Annotated in this window: 17 protein-coding genes and 1 pseudogene; 14 read left to right on the top strand and 4 right to left on the bottom strand. The window is 72.7% G+C overall.

Going from position 1 to position 15,304, the window contains the following annotated elements:
* Positions 1 to 855, top strand: coding sequence for an inositol monophosphatase family protein (locus tag AC3EVP_RS14625; RefSeq protein ID WP_335978999.1), 855 nt, complete (start codon positions 1 to 3; stop codon positions 853 to 855).
* A gap of 171 nt (positions 856 to 1,026) precedes the next feature.
* On the opposite strand, the gene AC3EVP_RS14620 is transcribed toward AC3EVP_RS14625, so the two are convergent.
* Positions 1,027 to 1,200 carry a hypothetical protein gene (locus AC3EVP_RS14620; protein WP_335979001.1) on the bottom strand — a complete coding sequence of 58 codons (174 nt, stop codon included), beginning with the start codon at positions 1,198 to 1,200 and terminating at the stop codon, positions 1,027 to 1,029.
* A 287-nt stretch (positions 1,201 to 1,487) separates the two neighbouring features.
* Here AC3EVP_RS14620 and AC3EVP_RS14615 point away from each other — a divergent pair, with 287 nt between their 5' ends.
* The 4 genes from AC3EVP_RS14615 (at position 1,488) to AC3EVP_RS14600 (ending at position 4,901) form a co-directional block, all read left to right on the top strand.
* Positions 1,488 to 2,141, top strand: coding sequence for a response regulator transcription factor (locus AC3EVP_RS14615; protein WP_335979003.1), 654 nt, complete (start codon positions 1,488 to 1,490; stop codon positions 2,139 to 2,141).
* Between the two features lie 6 nt (positions 2,142 to 2,147).
* The gene (locus AC3EVP_RS14610; RefSeq protein ID WP_435130151.1) at positions 2,148 to 3,416 is read left to right on the top strand and encodes a sensor histidine kinase; all 1,269 of its coding nucleotides are present in this window, start codon (positions 2,148 to 2,150) and stop codon (positions 3,414 to 3,416) included.
* A gap of 426 nt (positions 3,417 to 3,842) precedes the next feature.
* On the top strand, positions 3,843 to 4,142 hold the full coding sequence (locus tag AC3EVP_RS14605; protein ID WP_103884889.1) for a DUF4193 domain-containing protein: 300 nt from the start codon (positions 3,843 to 3,845) through the stop codon (positions 4,140 to 4,142).
* Between the two features lie 12 nt (positions 4,143 to 4,154).
* Positions 4,155 to 4,901 (top strand): hypothetical protein, encoded by a 747-nt coding sequence (locus AC3EVP_RS14600; RefSeq protein WP_335979009.1) that lies wholly within the window; start codon positions 4,155 to 4,157, stop codon positions 4,899 to 4,901.
* A 68-nt stretch (positions 4,902 to 4,969) separates the two neighbouring features.
* Here the strand turns inward: AC3EVP_RS14600 and AC3EVP_RS14595 are convergent, their stop codons facing one another.
* Positions 4,970 to 5,437: a DUF3093 domain-containing protein gene (locus AC3EVP_RS14595; protein WP_335979011.1), complete on the bottom strand. Its 468-nt coding sequence runs from the start codon at positions 5,435 to 5,437 to the stop codon at positions 4,970 to 4,972.
* A 106-nt stretch (positions 5,438 to 5,543) separates the two neighbouring features.
* Here AC3EVP_RS14595 and AC3EVP_RS14590 point away from each other — a divergent pair, with 106 nt between their 5' ends.
* The 6 genes and pseudogenes from AC3EVP_RS14590 (at position 5,544) to AC3EVP_RS14565 (ending at position 9,727) form a co-directional block, all read left to right on the top strand.
* On the top strand, positions 5,544 to 6,149 hold the full coding sequence (locus AC3EVP_RS14590; RefSeq protein ID WP_335979014.1) for a PaaI family thioesterase: 606 nt from the start codon (positions 5,544 to 5,546) through the stop codon (positions 6,147 to 6,149).
* Positions 6,146 to 6,670, top strand: coding sequence for a dUTP diphosphatase (gene dut / locus AC3EVP_RS14585; RefSeq protein WP_335979016.1), 525 nt, complete (start codon positions 6,146 to 6,148; stop codon positions 6,668 to 6,670). Before AC3EVP_RS14590 ends, dut begins: the two co-directional genes overlap by 4 nt.
* A gap of 2 nt (positions 6,671 to 6,672) precedes the next feature.
* Positions 6,673 to 7,443: a DUF3710 domain-containing protein gene (locus AC3EVP_RS14580; RefSeq protein ID WP_335979019.1), complete on the top strand. Its 771-nt coding sequence runs from the start codon at positions 6,673 to 6,675 to the stop codon at positions 7,441 to 7,443.
* 211 nt (positions 7,444 to 7,654) lie between these two features.
* A pseudogene (locus tag AC3EVP_RS14575) lies at positions 7,655 to 8,410 on the top strand (ABC transporter ATP-binding protein); the annotation flags it as partial.
* Positions 8,411 to 8,576: 166 nt separating this feature from the next.
* On the top strand, positions 8,577 to 8,975 hold the full coding sequence (locus AC3EVP_RS14570; protein ID WP_335979021.1) for an OB-fold nucleic acid binding domain-containing protein: 399 nt from the start codon (positions 8,577 to 8,579) through the stop codon (positions 8,973 to 8,975).
* Between the two features lie 5 nt (positions 8,976 to 8,980).
* The gene (locus AC3EVP_RS14565) at positions 8,981 to 9,727 is read left to right on the top strand and encodes a DUF3159 domain-containing protein (RefSeq protein WP_435130144.1); all 747 of its coding nucleotides are present in this window, start codon (positions 8,981 to 8,983) and stop codon (positions 9,725 to 9,727) included.
* 31 nt (positions 9,728 to 9,758) lie between these two features.
* On the opposite strand, the gene AC3EVP_RS14560 is transcribed toward AC3EVP_RS14565, so the two are convergent.
* On the bottom strand, positions 9,759 to 10,433 hold the full coding sequence (locus tag AC3EVP_RS14560) for a potassium channel family protein (protein WP_335979022.1): 675 nt from the start codon (positions 10,431 to 10,433) through the stop codon (positions 9,759 to 9,761).
* The gene (locus AC3EVP_RS14555; protein WP_335979024.1) at positions 10,430 to 11,098 is read right to left on the bottom strand and encodes a potassium channel family protein; all 669 of its coding nucleotides are present in this window, start codon (positions 11,096 to 11,098) and stop codon (positions 10,430 to 10,432) included. The genes AC3EVP_RS14560 and AC3EVP_RS14555 overlap by 4 nt, the downstream gene beginning before the upstream one ends.
* Positions 11,099 to 11,290: 192 nt before the next feature.
* Between AC3EVP_RS14555 and AC3EVP_RS14550 the strand changes: the two genes are divergently transcribed.
* The 3 genes from AC3EVP_RS14550 to AC3EVP_RS14540 all read left to right on the top strand — a co-directional run bounded on the left by AC3EVP_RS14550 (position 11,291) and on the right by AC3EVP_RS14540 (position 15,242).
* The gene (locus tag AC3EVP_RS14550; protein ID WP_335979026.1) at positions 11,291 to 13,357 is read left to right on the top strand and encodes an APC family permease; all 2,067 of its coding nucleotides are present in this window, start codon (positions 11,291 to 11,293) and stop codon (positions 13,355 to 13,357) included.
* A gap of 180 nt (positions 13,358 to 13,537) precedes the next feature.
* Positions 13,538 to 14,887 (top strand): class I SAM-dependent RNA methyltransferase, encoded by a 1,350-nt coding sequence (locus AC3EVP_RS14545; protein WP_435130139.1) that lies wholly within the window; start codon positions 13,538 to 13,540, stop codon positions 14,885 to 14,887.
* Between the two features lies 1 nt (position 14,888).
* Positions 14,889 to 15,242, top strand: a complete 354-nt coding sequence (locus tag AC3EVP_RS14540) for a type II toxin-antitoxin system death-on-curing family toxin (protein ID WP_435130136.1) — start codon at positions 14,889 to 14,891, stop codon at positions 15,240 to 15,242.
* Positions 15,243 to 15,304: the final 62 nt, after the last annotated feature.

Here is a 15,304-nt window from a genome sequence, read left to right as displayed (position 1 = left end):
ATGAGCACATCTGCCAACGGCGCGGCGGAGCAGGACGCGCCCGCCGCCGGTCCCGCCGCCACCGGTGAGGACGCCGAACTGCTGGCGATCGCGCTGGAGGCGGCCCGCAGGGCCGGCGCGCTGCTACGGGACGGCCGCCCCGCGGACCTGGGCGTGGCCGCCACCAAGTCCAGCCCGATCGACGTCGTGACCGAGATGGACATCGCCGCCGAGAAGCTGATCACCGCGTACATCGGGCGGCTGCGCCCCGACGACGGCTTCCTGGGCGAGGAGGGCGCGAGCAGCCCGGGCACCAGCGGGGTGCGCTGGGTGATCGACCCGCTCGACGGCACCGTGAACTACCTCTACGGCCTGCCCTCCTGGTCGGTGAGCATCGCCGCGGAGCGCGACGGGCAGACCGTCGTGGGCGTCGTGGAGGCGCCGATGCGCCGCGAGACGTACCAGGCGGTGCGCGGCGGCGGCGCGTACGTGGCCGGGGTGCGGGCGCACTGCCGCCCTGCGCCGGACTTCGAGCACGCGCTCGTCGCCACCGGCTTCAGCTACCTGCGCGAGCGCCGGGTCGCGATGGCCGAGGTGATCAAGGGGCTGCTGCCGCAGGTCCGCGACATCCGCCGGGCCGGTTCGGCGGCCATCGACCTCGCGGACGTCGGCTGCGGCCGCCTGGACGCGTACTACGAGCGGGGCCTGAACCCCTGGGACCTGGCGGCCGGCGACCTCTTCGCCCGGGAGGCCGGGGCGCTGACCGGCGGGCGGCCGGGCGAGCCGCCGTCCGGGGAGCTGGCCGTGGCCGCACCGCCCGGGCTCTTCGAGCCGCTCCAGCGCCGCCTGGACGAGCTGGGCGCCTGGCACGACTAGATCCACCCGGACCGGGCGGCGGGCCCGCACACGGGCGTACAGACCCCCTGGTACGCCCCTGAGCGGGCCCTTCGCCGTCCCCGTTCGCCGAGCGCGGCGGGTCCGGCCGGGCATGCGAACGCCCCGGCGCCTTCCTGGCGGCCGGGGCGTGCGGCTTGGGGAGCCGGAGGTTCAGGCGACCTTGGGCCGTACGTCCACCCCGTGCTCGGCGGCCAGGCGGCGCAGGTCGTCCAGCTCACCCTGCTCGACCTCGGCGAGGAAGTCGTCGCCCGTCTCCCGGGCCCGGCGCAGATCGGACTCCGTGCTGTGTATGCGCTGGAGGATGCCATTCGTGAACGCGTCCATGGTGCGCCCCCTCGTCGTCTCCGTTGACACGCGAGTGTCAAGCCCGTCGCCCTCGCGCGGGAAGCGCGGGGCAAGGCGTGGTGGGTGGGTGTAAAGCCGTCCTCCCCACCCCGCCGGCCCCGGAAACCTCACCCGCGGAAACGAATTTCCACCCCTTCGCGGCGTCCCGTCCACCGGTCCGCGGCGTCCCACCCCTCGGGCCCGCGGGCCCTCCCCCTTACCGCCGATTTACGGGGGCCCGGTGCAGGATGGATGAAGATTCCCACAGCTCACGGAAGGACAGCGCCTTGCGCGTACTGGTCGTCGAGGACGAGCAACTGCTCGCCGATGCGGTTGCCACCGGCCTGCGGCGCGAAGCCATGGCCGTCGACGTGGTCTACGACGGCGGTGCCGCCCTGGAGCGGATCGGCGTCAACGACTACGACGTGGTGGTGCTCGACCGCGACCTGCCGGTGGTGCACGGTGACGAGGTGTGCCGCCAGATCGTCGGCCTCGGCATGCCGACCCGGGTGCTCATGCTCACCGCGGCGGGCGATGTGAGCGACCGGGTCGAGGGCCTGGAGCTGGGCGCCGACGACTACCTGCCCAAGCCGTTCGCCTTCACCGAGCTGACCGCCCGGGTGCGCGCGCTCGGGCGGCGGACCACCACGGCCCTGCCGCCGGTGCTGGAGCGCTCCGGCATCCGGCTGGACCCCAACCGCCGGGAGGCGTTCCGCGACGGCAGGGAGGTCCACCTCGCGCCCAAGGAGTTCGCCGTCCTGGAGGTCCTGATGCGCAGCGAGGGCTCGGTGGTCTCCGCCGAGCAGCTGCTGGAGAAGGCGTGGGACGAGAACACCGACCCGTTCACCAACGTGGTGCGGGTGACCGTGATGACCCTGCGCCGCAAGCTCGGCGAGCCGCCGGTGATCGTCACGGTGCCCGGCTCCGGCTACCGGATCTGATCCGCCATGGCCCACCCCTCCTCCCCGGGCCCCGTGGGGCCGACGCCGACCCGGCCGTCCGCGCCGCCGCGCCCGACCTGGGACCCCGCGCCCGCCGAGAACCGGCCGCCCTGGCTGCGGCCCACGATCCGGATACGCCTCACCGTGCTGTACGGGGGGATGTTCCTGATCGCCGGCGTCGTGCTGCTGTGGATCATCTACCTGCTGGCGGCGCAGGCGATCCACAAGGGCGCCGAGCTGCCGTTCGAGATCGCCGGCATCCAGATCCGCTCGGTCGCGGGCAGCTGCGTGCAGGTCACCCCGCAGACCACCAACGACCAGGTGATCAACGCGATCAACGCCTGTATGCAGCACCAGCGCGACGAGGCGCTGGGCACCCTGCTCAAGCGGTCGCTGCTGGCCCTGATCGGCCTGGCCGTGGTCGCCTTCGCCTTCGGCTACGTGATGGCCGGCCGGGTGCTGGCGCCGCTCGGCCGGATCACCCGCACCGCGCGCGGCGTGGTCGGCTCCGACCTCAAGCGCCGCATCGAGCTGGACGGCCCGGACGACGAGCTGAAGGAGCTGGCCGACACCTTCGACGGCATGCTGGACCGGCTGGAGCGCTCCTTCACCGCCCAGCGCCGCTTCGTCGCCAACGCCTCGCACGAGCTGCGCACCCCGCTGGCGATCAACCGCACCCTGCTGGAGGTGCAGCTCGCCGACCCGAACGCCTCGCCGGACCTCCAGCAGCTGGGCAAGACGCTGCTGGCCACCAACGAGCGCAGCGAGCAGCTGGTCGAGGGACTGCTGCTGCTGGCCCGCAGCGAGAACGAGATCGTGGACCGCAAGCCCGTCGACCTGGCCGAGGCGGCCTCCAGAGCGCTGGAGCAAAGCCGCGGGGAGGCCGCGGACAAGGGCGTGGCGCTGCGCGAGTCGCTGGCTCCCGCGGTCGTGCAGGGCAACGGCGTGCTGCTGGAGCGGATCGCGCTGAACCTGGTGCAGAACGCCGTGCGCTACAACGTGCCCGAGGGCGGCTGGGTCGATGTGACCACCAGCGCGGAGCACGGCCAGGCGCTGCTGGTGGTGGCGAACACCGGACCGGTGGTGCCCGCGTACGAGGTGGACAACATGTTCGAGCCCTTCCGCCGGCTGCGCACCGAGCGCACGGGCAGCGACAAGGGCGTCGGGCTGGGGCTGTCCATCGTCCGCTCGGTCGCCAGAGCCCACGGCGGGGTGATCGCCGCCGAGCCGCGTGAGGGAGGCGGCCTGGTCATGCGGGTCGCGATCCCGATGTGAGCTGTGAAGCGCGTCACGCCCGGGCGGGCAGCGCCACGCCGGGCCGGCCGGGATGCTGTTCGCTTTGCGAGTAATCGACACTTCTGGCGCGGCCGTGCCGCACCTGTGATCGATTGCACACGGATCTCTTACAGTGTGTACGCTCGGTGAGCACAGATCTGGGAGAAACGGCGGCAAATTCCATGTTTCCGCAGGTCATGATCACGGGAAGTACACGGAGAGGCATCCCTGGCGGAGGGCTTTCAGGCCGCCGCGGACCATGATCGGCCACCTCGGTGATCACCTCTTCGGGGGCGTCATTGGGTGTCGATTGAGTAACGAGCCTTGATGTGAGGCAAAATCTCCGCCTCGGGTCGGGCACAAGTCCGGCCTCCCGCGCGTTACGTGCGCTGGAGACACCACAGACACCCACAGGGGGAGAGCGAAATGGCTACGGATTACGACACCCCACGCAAGACCGACGATGACGTCAATGAGGACAGCATCGAGGAGCTGAAGGCCCGGCGGAACGAGAAGTCGACCTCCGCGGTCGACGTCGACGAGTTCGACCAGGCCGAGTCCCTGGAGCTGCCCGGCGCCGACCTCTCCAACGAGGAGCTGTCGGTCCGCGTGCTGCCCCGGCAGGCCGACGAGTTCACCTGCATGAGCTGCTTCCTGGTGCACCACCGGAGCCAGCTCGCCGCGGAGAAGAACGGCAACCCCATCTGCCGCGACTGCGCGGCCTGACCGGTCGGCGCCGTGACCGGCACACCGGAGGAGAAGAGAGGGAACGTCGAGCGGGGCCGTGCGGCCTCGCTCGCGGCCGCGACCGCCCGCGGGGTCACACGGGGCGTCGGCGGTGGAGCACGCGCGAGCGGCCGGCTGGCCAGGGCCGGGATGACGTCGGTCGCCGAGCGGCTCATCGAGACCGCTCCGCGCATCCCGGTGCGCGAACTGGCCACCCTGCGCGCCCAGTTCCCCGGGCTGGGCCCGGACGAGATCGCCGACCGGCTGATCGCGGCCGCGGTGAAGGGCACCATGACGGTGGGCGCCGGTGTGGGCGCTGCCGCCATGCTGCCGGTGCCGCCCGCCATGCCGACCGAACTGGCCACCGAGACCCTGGGCGTGGCCGCCGTGGAGTACAAGCTCATCGCCGAGCTGCACGAGGTCTACGGCCTGCGCGCGCCCGGCACCGTCCGCCAGCGGGCCACCGCGTACCTATGGTCGTGGACCGAGCAGCGCGGTATCGACGCGCTGCGGCCCTCGACCCTCAACGTGGCCCTCGGCAGCGGCATGAAGCGCGAGATGCGCCAGCGGCTGATGCGCCGCAGCCTGCGGCACATGCCCGCCCTGACCCCGTTCATGATCGGTGCCGCCGTCGGCGCGGTGATGAACCGGCGCGACACCCGCAAACTCGCCCACCGGGTCCGCAAGGACCTGCGCGCGCACCAGCTTCCGTGGCCGCCGCTCACGGACGCCCCCGCGCCCACCGGCACCGGCGGCTAGACCGCCCCCGGCGAGCGCGCCACAGGGCCCTGTGAGCCCCTCGGCGCCCGCCCGCGAGCCCCGCTCGCCTAGACCGCCCGCCCGGCCGTCCTGAGGCTGTTCAGCGCCTCCGCGAGCCGCTTCGGCGAACGCGTCGACAAGTAGACGTACGGCGTCGGGTCCGCCGGATCGGTCACCTCGACCTTCACCGCCGTCGGCACGTACGACCGCAGCAGCATGAACGCCCGCGGGTCCGCCTTGTACGACCGCCAGGCCACCGCCTCCGCCGGGTCGAGCACCAGCGCGTCGCCCAGCGCCTCCAGCGGGATGCGGGCCTTGCCGGCGACCAGCGACCCGGCCACCACGCGGATGCGCGCGGACCCGTACGAGCTGACCGTCATCATCGCCAGCGCGCCGCCCACCACCAACCCGCCGAGCATCGCGAGCACACCGAAGGGGAAGAACACCAGCGCCAGGCCGACCCCGGCGCCGACGGCCATGAACCACCAGGAGCGCGGCACAGTGAGGCGTTCGTCGTAAGGCTGCGAAACGGACATGGCACAAGCGTCCCACGCCCGCCCGCGGACGCGGGCCCGGGTACGGGCGAGGCGGGGTCGCCGCGAACCGGGGGCGCTCACACCTTCGCGCGATAAGGTCTGCGGCGTGAGTGCAGCCACAACACCCCCCAACCCGGGCCGATCGAGTCTGGTGCCGCCCCCCGGCGCCGTCGCGCCCGTACGCCACCCCGAGGCGCCCGCGCCCGGCGAACTGCTCGGCGCGCACTACGAGCACTGCTTCGGCTGCGGTGAGAGCCAGCCGTACGGGCTGCACCTGGCGGCCAGGGCCGGCGAAGGCGTCAGCGTCACCGCGGAGTTCACCGTCCAGCCCGCCCACCAGGGCGCGCCCGGCCTCGCGCACGGCGGGGTGCTCGCCACCGCGCTGGACGAGACGCTCGGCTCGCTGAGCTGGATACTCCGGGTCATCGCGGTGACCGGGCGGCTGGAGTCGGACTTCGTCCGGCCGGTCCCGGTCGGCGCGACGCTGCACCTGTCCGCGCGCTGCACCGCGGTGGACGGCCGCAAGATCTACAGCAGTGCCGTCGGCCGGATCGGCGGGCCCGACGGCCCGGTCGCCGTCCGCGCCGACGCGCTCTTCGTCGAGGTCAAGATCGACCACTTCACCAGCAACGGCCGCCCCGACGAGATCCAGGCCGCACTGTCCGACCCCGACCAGGTCAAGGTCGCCCGCGCCTTCGAGGTGAACCCATGAGCAAGCCGCCCGTCGACGTGCTGCTGCGCCGGCTCGACCCGTCGGTGCCAGTCCCCGCCTACGCGCACCCCGGAGACGCCGGCGCCGACCTGATCACCACCGAGGCCGCCGAACTCGCGCCCGGCGAGCGGGCGGTGCTGCCCACCGGCATCTCCCTCGCACTGCCGGACGGCTACGCGGCCTTCGTCCACCCCCGCTCGGGCCTCGCCGCGCGCTGCGGGGTCGCGATGGTGAATGCCCCGGGAACGGTCGATGCCGGGTACCGTGGGGAGATCAAGGTGATCGTGGTCAATCTCGACCCGCGCGAGACCGTCAGGTTCCAGCCGGGCGACCGGATCGCCCAACTGGTCGTCCAGCAGGTCGAACGGGTCCGCTTCCACGAGGTCGCGGAACTGCCGGGATCTGCCAGGGCCGCGGGGGGCTTCGGCTCCACGGGGGGTCACGCCGCGGTGCAGACACCGTCGGCGGGCACGTCCAGCAACGGATACGCATCGGTCGGCAGCGACCGGGAAGGACAGTGACCGTGTTCCGTCGTCGCAAGGAGCGCGAAGACGCCATCGACGAGCTCGACGAGGCCGAGGGCCCGGAGGACTCGGCCGAGGACGCCGCGGAGCCGGACGACTCCGAGGAGTCGCCCGGGTACAACCTCCCGCCCGCCCCGCGGCCCGACGGCCCCTGGGACATCAGCGAGGTCCAGGAGCCCGGCGAGGGCCGGGTCGACCTCGGCGGCCTGTTCGTGCCCGGCGTCGAGGGCATGGAACTGCGGGTCGAGGTGGCCGGCGAGTCCATCGTCGCCGCGACCGTGGTCCTGCGCGACAGCGCCGTCCAGCTCCAGGCGTTCGCCGCCCCGAAGTCCGAGGGCATCTGGGGCGAGGTGCGCGAGGAGATCGCCTCGGGCATCACCCAGCAGGGCGGCGTCGTCGACGAGGTCGAAGGTCCGCTCGGCTGGGAGCTGCGCGCGCAGGTGCCGGTCCAGCTGCCCGACGGCACCAACGGGGTGCAGCTCGTGCGCTTCGTCGGCTGCGACGGCCCGCGCTGGTTCCTGCGCGGTGTCATCTCCGGCCAGGGCGCGGTGCAGCCGGCCGCGGCGGGCGTGCTGGAGTCGGTCTTCCGCGACACCGTCGTGCTGCGCGGCGAGGCCCCGATGGCGCCCCGCGACCCGATCGTGCTCAAACTCCCCAACGACGCGCAGATGGTGCCCGACGGCGCCGCGGCCGAGCAGGGCGAGCCGTCGAAGTTCGGCGACGGCATCGACCCGATGCGGCGCGGTCCGGAGATCACCGAGCTGCACTGAACCGCCGCGCTCAGCCCCGCGCACCCGGCCGCCGTCGCGTACGGCAGCCGGGTGCGTCGTTTCCGCGGACCCTTCGGGATCGTTATCGGCCGCCCGGCTGGATTCGGCCCGACCGCAGCGTACGGTACGGGATACGCGGCGGCCGGGGGCTGCCGGCACAGCGTGGCGCGGCGCGACCAGGGGGCGGGCCGGCACCGGGGGAGGAGCACCGATGAGCGAGCAGTCCACCGACCGCGACCGGGCGGCAGCAGCCGCGACGGGGTCCGCCGTCGCCGTGGCGGAGCCGGCGGCGGCCGACGGCGACATGGTCGTCGTCGAGGACCTGCGCCGCACCTACGGCTCGGGCGACACCGCGGTGGCGGCGCTGCGCGGGGTGTCCTTCCGGGTGCCGCGCGGTGAACTGGTCGCGCTCAAGGGCCGTTCCGGGTCCGGCAAGACCACGATCCTCAACCTGGTCGGCGGCCTGGACACCCCCGACGGCGGGCGGATCACCGTCGACGGCACGGACCTGGCCGGGCTCGGCGACGACGAGCTGTTGGCGCTGCGCCGCGACCGGATCGGCTTCGTCTTCCAGTCCTTCGGGCTGATCCCGATCCTGACCGCGGCCGAGAACGTCGGGGTGCCGATGCGGCTGCGCAGGACCCCGGCCCGCGAGCGCGAGGAGCGGGTCGCGCTGCTGCTGGGCCTGGTGGGGCTGGCCGAGCACGCCGCGCAGCGGCCGGGGGAGCTGTCCGGCGGCCAGCAGCAGCGCGTGGCGATCGCCCGCGCCCTCGCCAACCGCCCGGTGCTGCTGATCGCCGACGAACCCACCGGCCAGCTCGACGCGGACACCGGGCTCGCGGTGATGGAGCTGCTGCGCGCGGTGGTCCGCAGCGAGGGCGTGACCGCGCTGGTCGCCACGCACGACACGCAGCTGCTGGCGCTGGCCGACCGGGTGCTGGAACTGCGCGACGGGCGGATCGTCGACGCCGGTCAGGAGACCGCCCCGGGCGCGGATGCCGACGAGGGCACGGACGCCGCCCCGGGCGCGGGGACGGGGAAGCCGTAGCCGCGGTGCCCGGCCCCGGCCCCGGCCGTACGCAGGCGGGTTCCGGGCTCTGGTCCCGCGCGGACATCCCGGTACCCTTGGCGGCATGAGTGGTGGCATCCGTCCCGATCGGCCCGCGGGCCGCTTTCGCCGCATGCTCGACCGGCTGTCCTCCTCGCAGGAGGAACTGCACTCCGAGGAACTGCGGCAGCAGGCCCTCGAGGTCGGCTGCACGCGGATCTCCGACTGCTCGGACCGGCAGATCGTGTCGGTGACCGGTACGCTGCGTACGGTCACGCTCCGTCCCCGGGCCGGCGTGCCCGCACTGGAAGCCGAGCTGTTCGACGGTTCGGCCGCACTCGACGTGGTGTGGCTGGGGCGCCGCAGCATCGTCGGCATAGAACCCGGACGCATGATCATCGCGTCCGGACGGATCTCGATGAACCGGGGCCGTCCGGTGCTGTTCAACCCCAAGTACGAACTGCGTCCGGTCGGACAGGAGTGAACCAGGTGACGTCGATCGACAACACGGACCAGACGGTGGGCGCCGACCAGCCGCCGGGCACCGACGAGGCGGCCCGCGCGGTCACCGAGGCGGCGCTCTTCGAGGCGTTCGGCGGCGTGCGCGGCATGGTGGAGACCACCGTGCCCGGGCTGGTCTTCGTGGCGATCTACACGGTCGACCACGACATCAAGATCTCCGCCGTCGCCTCGCTCGCGCTGTCCGTCGTGATGGGCGCCGCCCGGCTGCTGCGGCGCGACACCCTCAAGCACGCCTTCAGCGGGGTGTTCGGGGTCGCCTTCGGCGCGGTCTTCGCGATGATGTCGGGCAACGCGAAGAACTTCTACCTGCCGGGCATGCTCTACACGCTCGGCCTCGCCGTCGCCTACATCGTCACCGCCGCCGCCAAGGTGCCGCTCCTCGGCCTGATCCTCGGGCCGATCTTCAAGGAGAACCTCTCCTGGCGCACCCGCAACCCGGGCCGGCTGCGCGCCTACACCAAGGCGAGCTGGGCGTGGGGGCTGATCCTGCTCGCGAAGTCCGCGATCCTCTTCCCGCTGTACTGGTGGGGCAACGCCACCCAGCTCGGCTGGGTCAAGGTGGCGCTGGGCATCCCGCCGTTCCTGCTGTCGGTCTACCTCACCTGGATCTTCCTGGTGAAGGCGCCGCCGCCGATCGACGTGATCGCGGAGATGGAGGCGGCCGAGAAGGCGGAGAAGGCCGAGAAGGAGCGCCAGGCGTCCGCGTCGTCCTGACCGCGCGCCCGGCGCCCCCTCGGGCCGGGCGCTACTCCTTGTCGGCGTCCTGGACCGACAGCAGGTCCTCCAGCTGCTCCTCGCGGTGCGGTGCGGCGACGAACAGCAGCTCGTCGCCCGCCTCCAGGGCGTCGTCCCTGGCGGGGGTGAGCACCCGGTTGCCGCGGATGATCGTCACCAGCGAGGTGTCGGTCGGCCACTCCACGTCACCGACCCGGGTGCCGACCAGCGCGGCCTCCTCCGGCAGCGTCAACTCCACGAGGTTCGCGTCACCCTGGCTGAATCGCAGCAGCCGGACCAGGTCGCCGACGCTCACCGCCTCCTCGACCAGCGCCGACATCAGGCGCGGCGTGGACACGGCGACATCCACCCCCCAGGACTCGTTGAACAGCCACTCGTTCTTGGGGTTGTTGACGCGCGCGACCACCCGCGGCACGCCGTACTCGGTCTTGGCCAGCAGCGAGACGACCAGGTTGACCTTGTCGTCGCCGGTGGCGGCGATCACCACGTTGCAGCGCTGGAGCGCGGCCTCGTCCAGCGAGGTGATCTCGCAGGCGTCGGCGAGCAGCCACTCCGCTTGCGGCACCCGCTCCACGGAGATCGACGTCGGGTTCTTGTCGACCAGCAGCACTTCGTGGCCGTTCTCCAGCAGCTCCCCGGCGATGGAGCGGCCGACCGCACCGGCTCCCGCGATGGCGACCCTCATGACTGCTCTCCCTCGGGTCCCGCGGCGAACGCCGCCTCCACCGCGGCCACTCCGTCGGTGCGCATCATGACGTGCACGAGGTCGCCCTCCTGGAGCACCGTCTCGGAGGTCGGCAGCATGGCCTCGCCGAGGCGCGTGATGAAGGCCACACGGACCCCGGTCTCCTCCTGGAGCCGGCTCACCTTGTGGCCGATCCACGCGGTGGAGGTGTGCACCTCGGCGAGCTGCACCCCGCCGCTGGGGTCGCGCCACAGCGGCTCCGCGCCCGACGGGAGCAGCCGGCGCAGCATCTGGTCGGCGGTCCAGCGCACCGTGGCGACGGTCGGGATGCCCAGGCGCTGGTAGACCTCGGCGCGCTTGGGGTCGTAGATCCGGGCCGCCACGTTCTCGATGCCGAACATCTCGCGGGCCACCCGGGCCGCGATGATGTTGGAGTTGTCGCCGCTGCTCACGGCCGCGAAGGCGCCCGCTTCCTCGATACCGGCCTCGCGCAGCGTGTCCTGGTCGAACCCGACTCCGGTCACCCGGCGCCCGCCGAACCCGGACCCCAGGCGGCGGAAAGCCGTCGGGTCCTGGTCGACCACCGCGACCGTATGACCATGCTGTTCGAGGGAGTGCGCGAGAGCGGAACCCACTCGCCCGCATCCCATAATCACGACGTGCACGACCGTCCTTCCGGCTGCCAACACAATTTGGTCCAAGACTCTCAGACCGTGCCTCGAAGTCTCGGACCGCGCCCAAAGCTACACAGGGCCGCGGGCCCGCAGAAGTTCCGTGCGGGCGCCGGACGCAGGTTCTTCACACTCGGTGCGGCACTCGGAGGCACGGGGGCCGGGGACATCCCTTAACATCGCGGGGTGTCCAAACTGACCGACCTGCCGAAACGGATTCTGATCGGCCGGGCGTTGCGCAGCGACAGGCTGGGCGAGACGCTGCTGCCCAAGCGGCTCGCGCTCCCCGTCTTCGCCTCCGACCCGCTCTCCTCGGTCGCCTATGCGCCCGGCGAGGTGCTCCTCGTCCTCTCGATCGCCGGCGTCTCCGCCTACCACTTCAGCCCGTGGATCGCGGTCGCGGTGGTCGTACTGATGTTCACGGTGGTCGCGTCCTACCGGCAGAACGTCCACGCCTACCCCTCCGGGGGTGGCGACTACGAGGTCGCCACCACCAACCTGGGCCCGAAGGCGGGACTGACCGTCGCCAGCGCGCTGATGGTCGACTACGTGCTCACCGTCGCGGTGTCGGTCGCCTCCGGGATCGAGAACCTCGGCTCCGCGGTCCCGTTCTTCGTCACGCACAAGGTGCTCGGCGCGGTCGGCATGATCGTGGTGCTGATGCTGATGAACCTGCGCGGGGTGCGGGAGTCCGGCTCGATCTTCGCCATCCCGACCTACGCGTTCGTCTTCGGCGTGTTCTGCATGATCGCGTGGGGCATCGTCAAGATCGCCACCGGGCATGACATGAGCGCGCCCAGCGCGCACTACACGATCCACGCCGAGTCCCCGGGGCTCGGCGGCTTCGCGCTGATCTTCCTGCTGCTGCGCGCCTTCTCCTCCGGGTGCGCCGCGCTCACCGGCGTGGAGGCGATCAGCAACGGCGTGCCGGCGTTCCGCAAGCCCAAGTCGAAGAACGCCGCCACCACGCTGGCCGCCATGGGCCTGCTCGCGGTCACCATGTTCTGCGGGATCATCGCGCTGGCGATGAACACCCACGTGCGGATGGCCGAGAACCCGGCCACCGACCTGCTCAGCCACGGCAAGCCGATCGGCACCGGCTACACCCAGGACCCGGTGATCGCCCAGGTCGCCGGGGCGGTCTTCGGACACAACTCGATCCCCTTCGTCTTCCTGGCCGCGGTCACCGCGCTGGTGCTCTTCCTGGCCGCGAACACCGCCTACAACGGCTTCCCGGTGCTCGGCTCGATCCTCGCCCAGGACCGCTACCTGCCCCGGCAGCTGCACACCCGCGGCGACCGGCTCGCCTTCTCCAACGGCATCGTGCTGCTGGCCGGCTTCGCCGCGGTGCTGGTCTACATCTACGGTGCGAACTCCACCCGGCTGATCCAGCTCTACATCGTCGGCGTGTTCGTCTCCTTCACGCTCAGCCAGACCGGCATGGTCCGGCACTGGAACCGGCACCTGCGCACCGAGACCGACCCGGCCAAGCGGCGGCACATGCACCGCTCCCGCGCGATCAACACCTTCGGCGCCTTCCTCACCGGCCTGGTGCTGGTGATCGTGCTGCTGACCAAGTTCACCCACGGCGCCTGGGTCGCGGTGCTCGGCATGGTGGTCTTCTACGCCACCATGACCGCCATCCGCCGCCACTACACCCGCGTCGCGGAGGAGATCGCCGCCGAGGAAGAGCCTGGCGACGACTACGTCCGCCCCTCCCGGGTGCACTCCATCGTGCTGGTCTCCAAGCTGCACAAGCCCACCCTGCGCGCCCTGTCGTACGCCAAGCTGATGCGCTCCGACAGCCTGGAGGCGCTGAGCATCAACGTCGACCCGGAGGACACCAAGGCGCTCCAGGCCGAGTGGCAGAGCCGCGGCATCGACGTGCCGCTGAAGATCCTCGACTCGCCCTACCGCGAGATCACCCGGCCGATCATCGACTACGTCAAGGGCCTGCGCCGCGACAGCCCGCGCGACGTGGTCAGCGTGTACATCCCCGAGTACGTCGTCGGCCACTGGTACGAGCACCTGCTGCACAACCAGAGCGCGCTGCGGCTCAAGGGGCGGCTGCTGTTCAGCCCCGGTGTGATGGTCACCTCGGTGCCCTGGCAGCTGGACTCCTCCGAGGCGGCCCGGGTACGGGCCCGCCGCCGGGCGGACTGGAGCGCGCCCGGGTCGATCCGCCGCGGGCCGGTCGGACCGCCGCGCTCCGACCAGCGCGAGCACACGACACCGGGGGCCGGGGCGCCGTAGGGCGGGCCGGAGCCGCTCGGAGGGGCTCCGAGCGGCTCGGAGGGCCGCCGGAGGGGCTGGAACACGGCCCCCGGGGACCGGGGCGCTGGCGGTCGGGCGCGGCCGCGCACGCACGTAGACTGGGCGGTCGCCGTCCGGCCCGTGATCCGCCCCGCCGTCCACCCCAGGAGCAGCGCCGCCATGCAGACCGATTCCGTCCCCTCGCTGGTCGGCCACGAGTTCGAGGTCGAGGTCGGGCCGGTCGCGCACGGCGGCCACTGCGTGGCCCGTACCGAGGCCGGGCAGGTGCTCTTCGTCCGGCACACGCTGCCCGGCGAGCGGGTCGTCGCCCGCGTCACCGAGGGCGACCGCGACGCCCGCTTCCTGCGCGCCGACGCCGTGACCGTGCTCCAGCCGGCCAAGGACCGGGTCGAGCCGCCCTGCCCCTTCTCCGGGCCGGGCCGCTGCGGCGGCTGCGACTGGCAGCACGCCACGCCAGGCGCCCAGCGCCGGCTGAAGGCCGCGGTGCTCACCGAGCAGCTCGCCCGGCTGGCCGGGCTGACCCCCCAGGAGGCGGGCTGGGACGGCACTGTGGCGCCCGCGCCCGGGGACAAGGTGAGCCAGGCCGAGCTGGACGCCGGCGCGTCCCCGGTGCCCGCCTGGCGCACCCGCGTGCAGTACGCGATCGACCCCGAGGGCCGGGCCGGACTGCGCCGCCACCGCTCGCACGACGTCGAGGTGATCGACCACTGCCTGATCGCGGCGCCCGGCGTCAGCGAACTCGGCATCGAGGCCCGCACCTGGCCGCAGATCGCCTCCGTGGAGGCGATCGCCGCCACCGGCTCGAACGACCGGCAGGTGGTGCTCACGCCGCGGCCCGGCGGCCGGCTGCCGATCGTCGAACTCGACCGGCCGGTGTCGGTGCAGCGGATCGGCGAGCGCGACCACGCCGTGCACCGGGTGCACGGCCGCCCCTTCGTCCGCGAGCGGGCCGCCGGCCGCACCTGGCGGGTCGGCGACGGCGGCTTCTGGCAGGTGCACCCGAAGGCCGCCGACGTGCTGGTGGAAGCGGTGATGCAGGGGCTGATGCCGCGCAAGGGCGACATGGCGCTCGACCTGTACTGCGGGGTCGGGCTCTTCGCCGGTGCGCTGGCCGAACGCGTCGGCGAGCGCGGCGCGGTGCTCGGCGTGGAGTCCGCCAAGCGCGCGGTCGAGGACGCCCGGCACAACCTCCAGGACCTGGAGCGGGTCAGGATCGAGCAGGGCAAGGTCGAGCAGGTGCTGCCCCGTACCGGCATCACCGAGGCCGACCTGGTCGTCCTCGACCCCCCGCGGGCCGGGGCCGGCCACGACACCGTGCGGCAGATCGCGGCGCTCGGCGCCCGCCGCGTCGCCTACGTCGCCTGCGACCCGGCCGCCCTGGCGCGGGACCTCGCCTGGTTCGCCGAGGAGGGCTACCGCCCGCTCCGCCTGCTCGCCTTCGACCTCTTCCCCTTCACCCACCACATGGAGTGCGTGGCCATCCTCGAACCGGCCCCGCGCAGCGCCTGACGTGATCGCCCGCGCGGTCAACGGCACCGACCGCAGCGTGCGCGACATGGGGCTGCTGGTGTCGGCGGTCGAGCGGCCCCGGACCAGCGTGTTCGGCGTCGAGCCGTATCCCACGCCCCACGAGAAGGCGGCGGCGCTGATGCATTCCGTCGCGCGCAACCACGCGCTGATCGACGGCAACAAGCGGACCGCGTGGCTCGCGATGCGCGTCTTCCTGCGCTTCAACGGGGCCGCCGCCCGTACCGCCCCGCCGCCCGTCTCCACCGCAGGCCCGTTCGTCGAGGACGTCGCGCAGGACACCGTCGACCTACCGCTCATCGCCAAGCGCCTGTCCGGCTGGTTCCCCCTGTCCTGACGTCCGGCCCGGAGGGGCGCCCTGCTGCGCCGCCCCGCCTGGTCGGCATGCCCCCAAGGGAT

The sequence above is a fragment of the Actinacidiphila sp. bgisy144 genome (genome assembly GCF_057708105.1).
The sequence above is the reverse complement of the archived record's forward strand: the minus strand, read 5'-3'. Positions and strand labels throughout refer to the sequence as shown.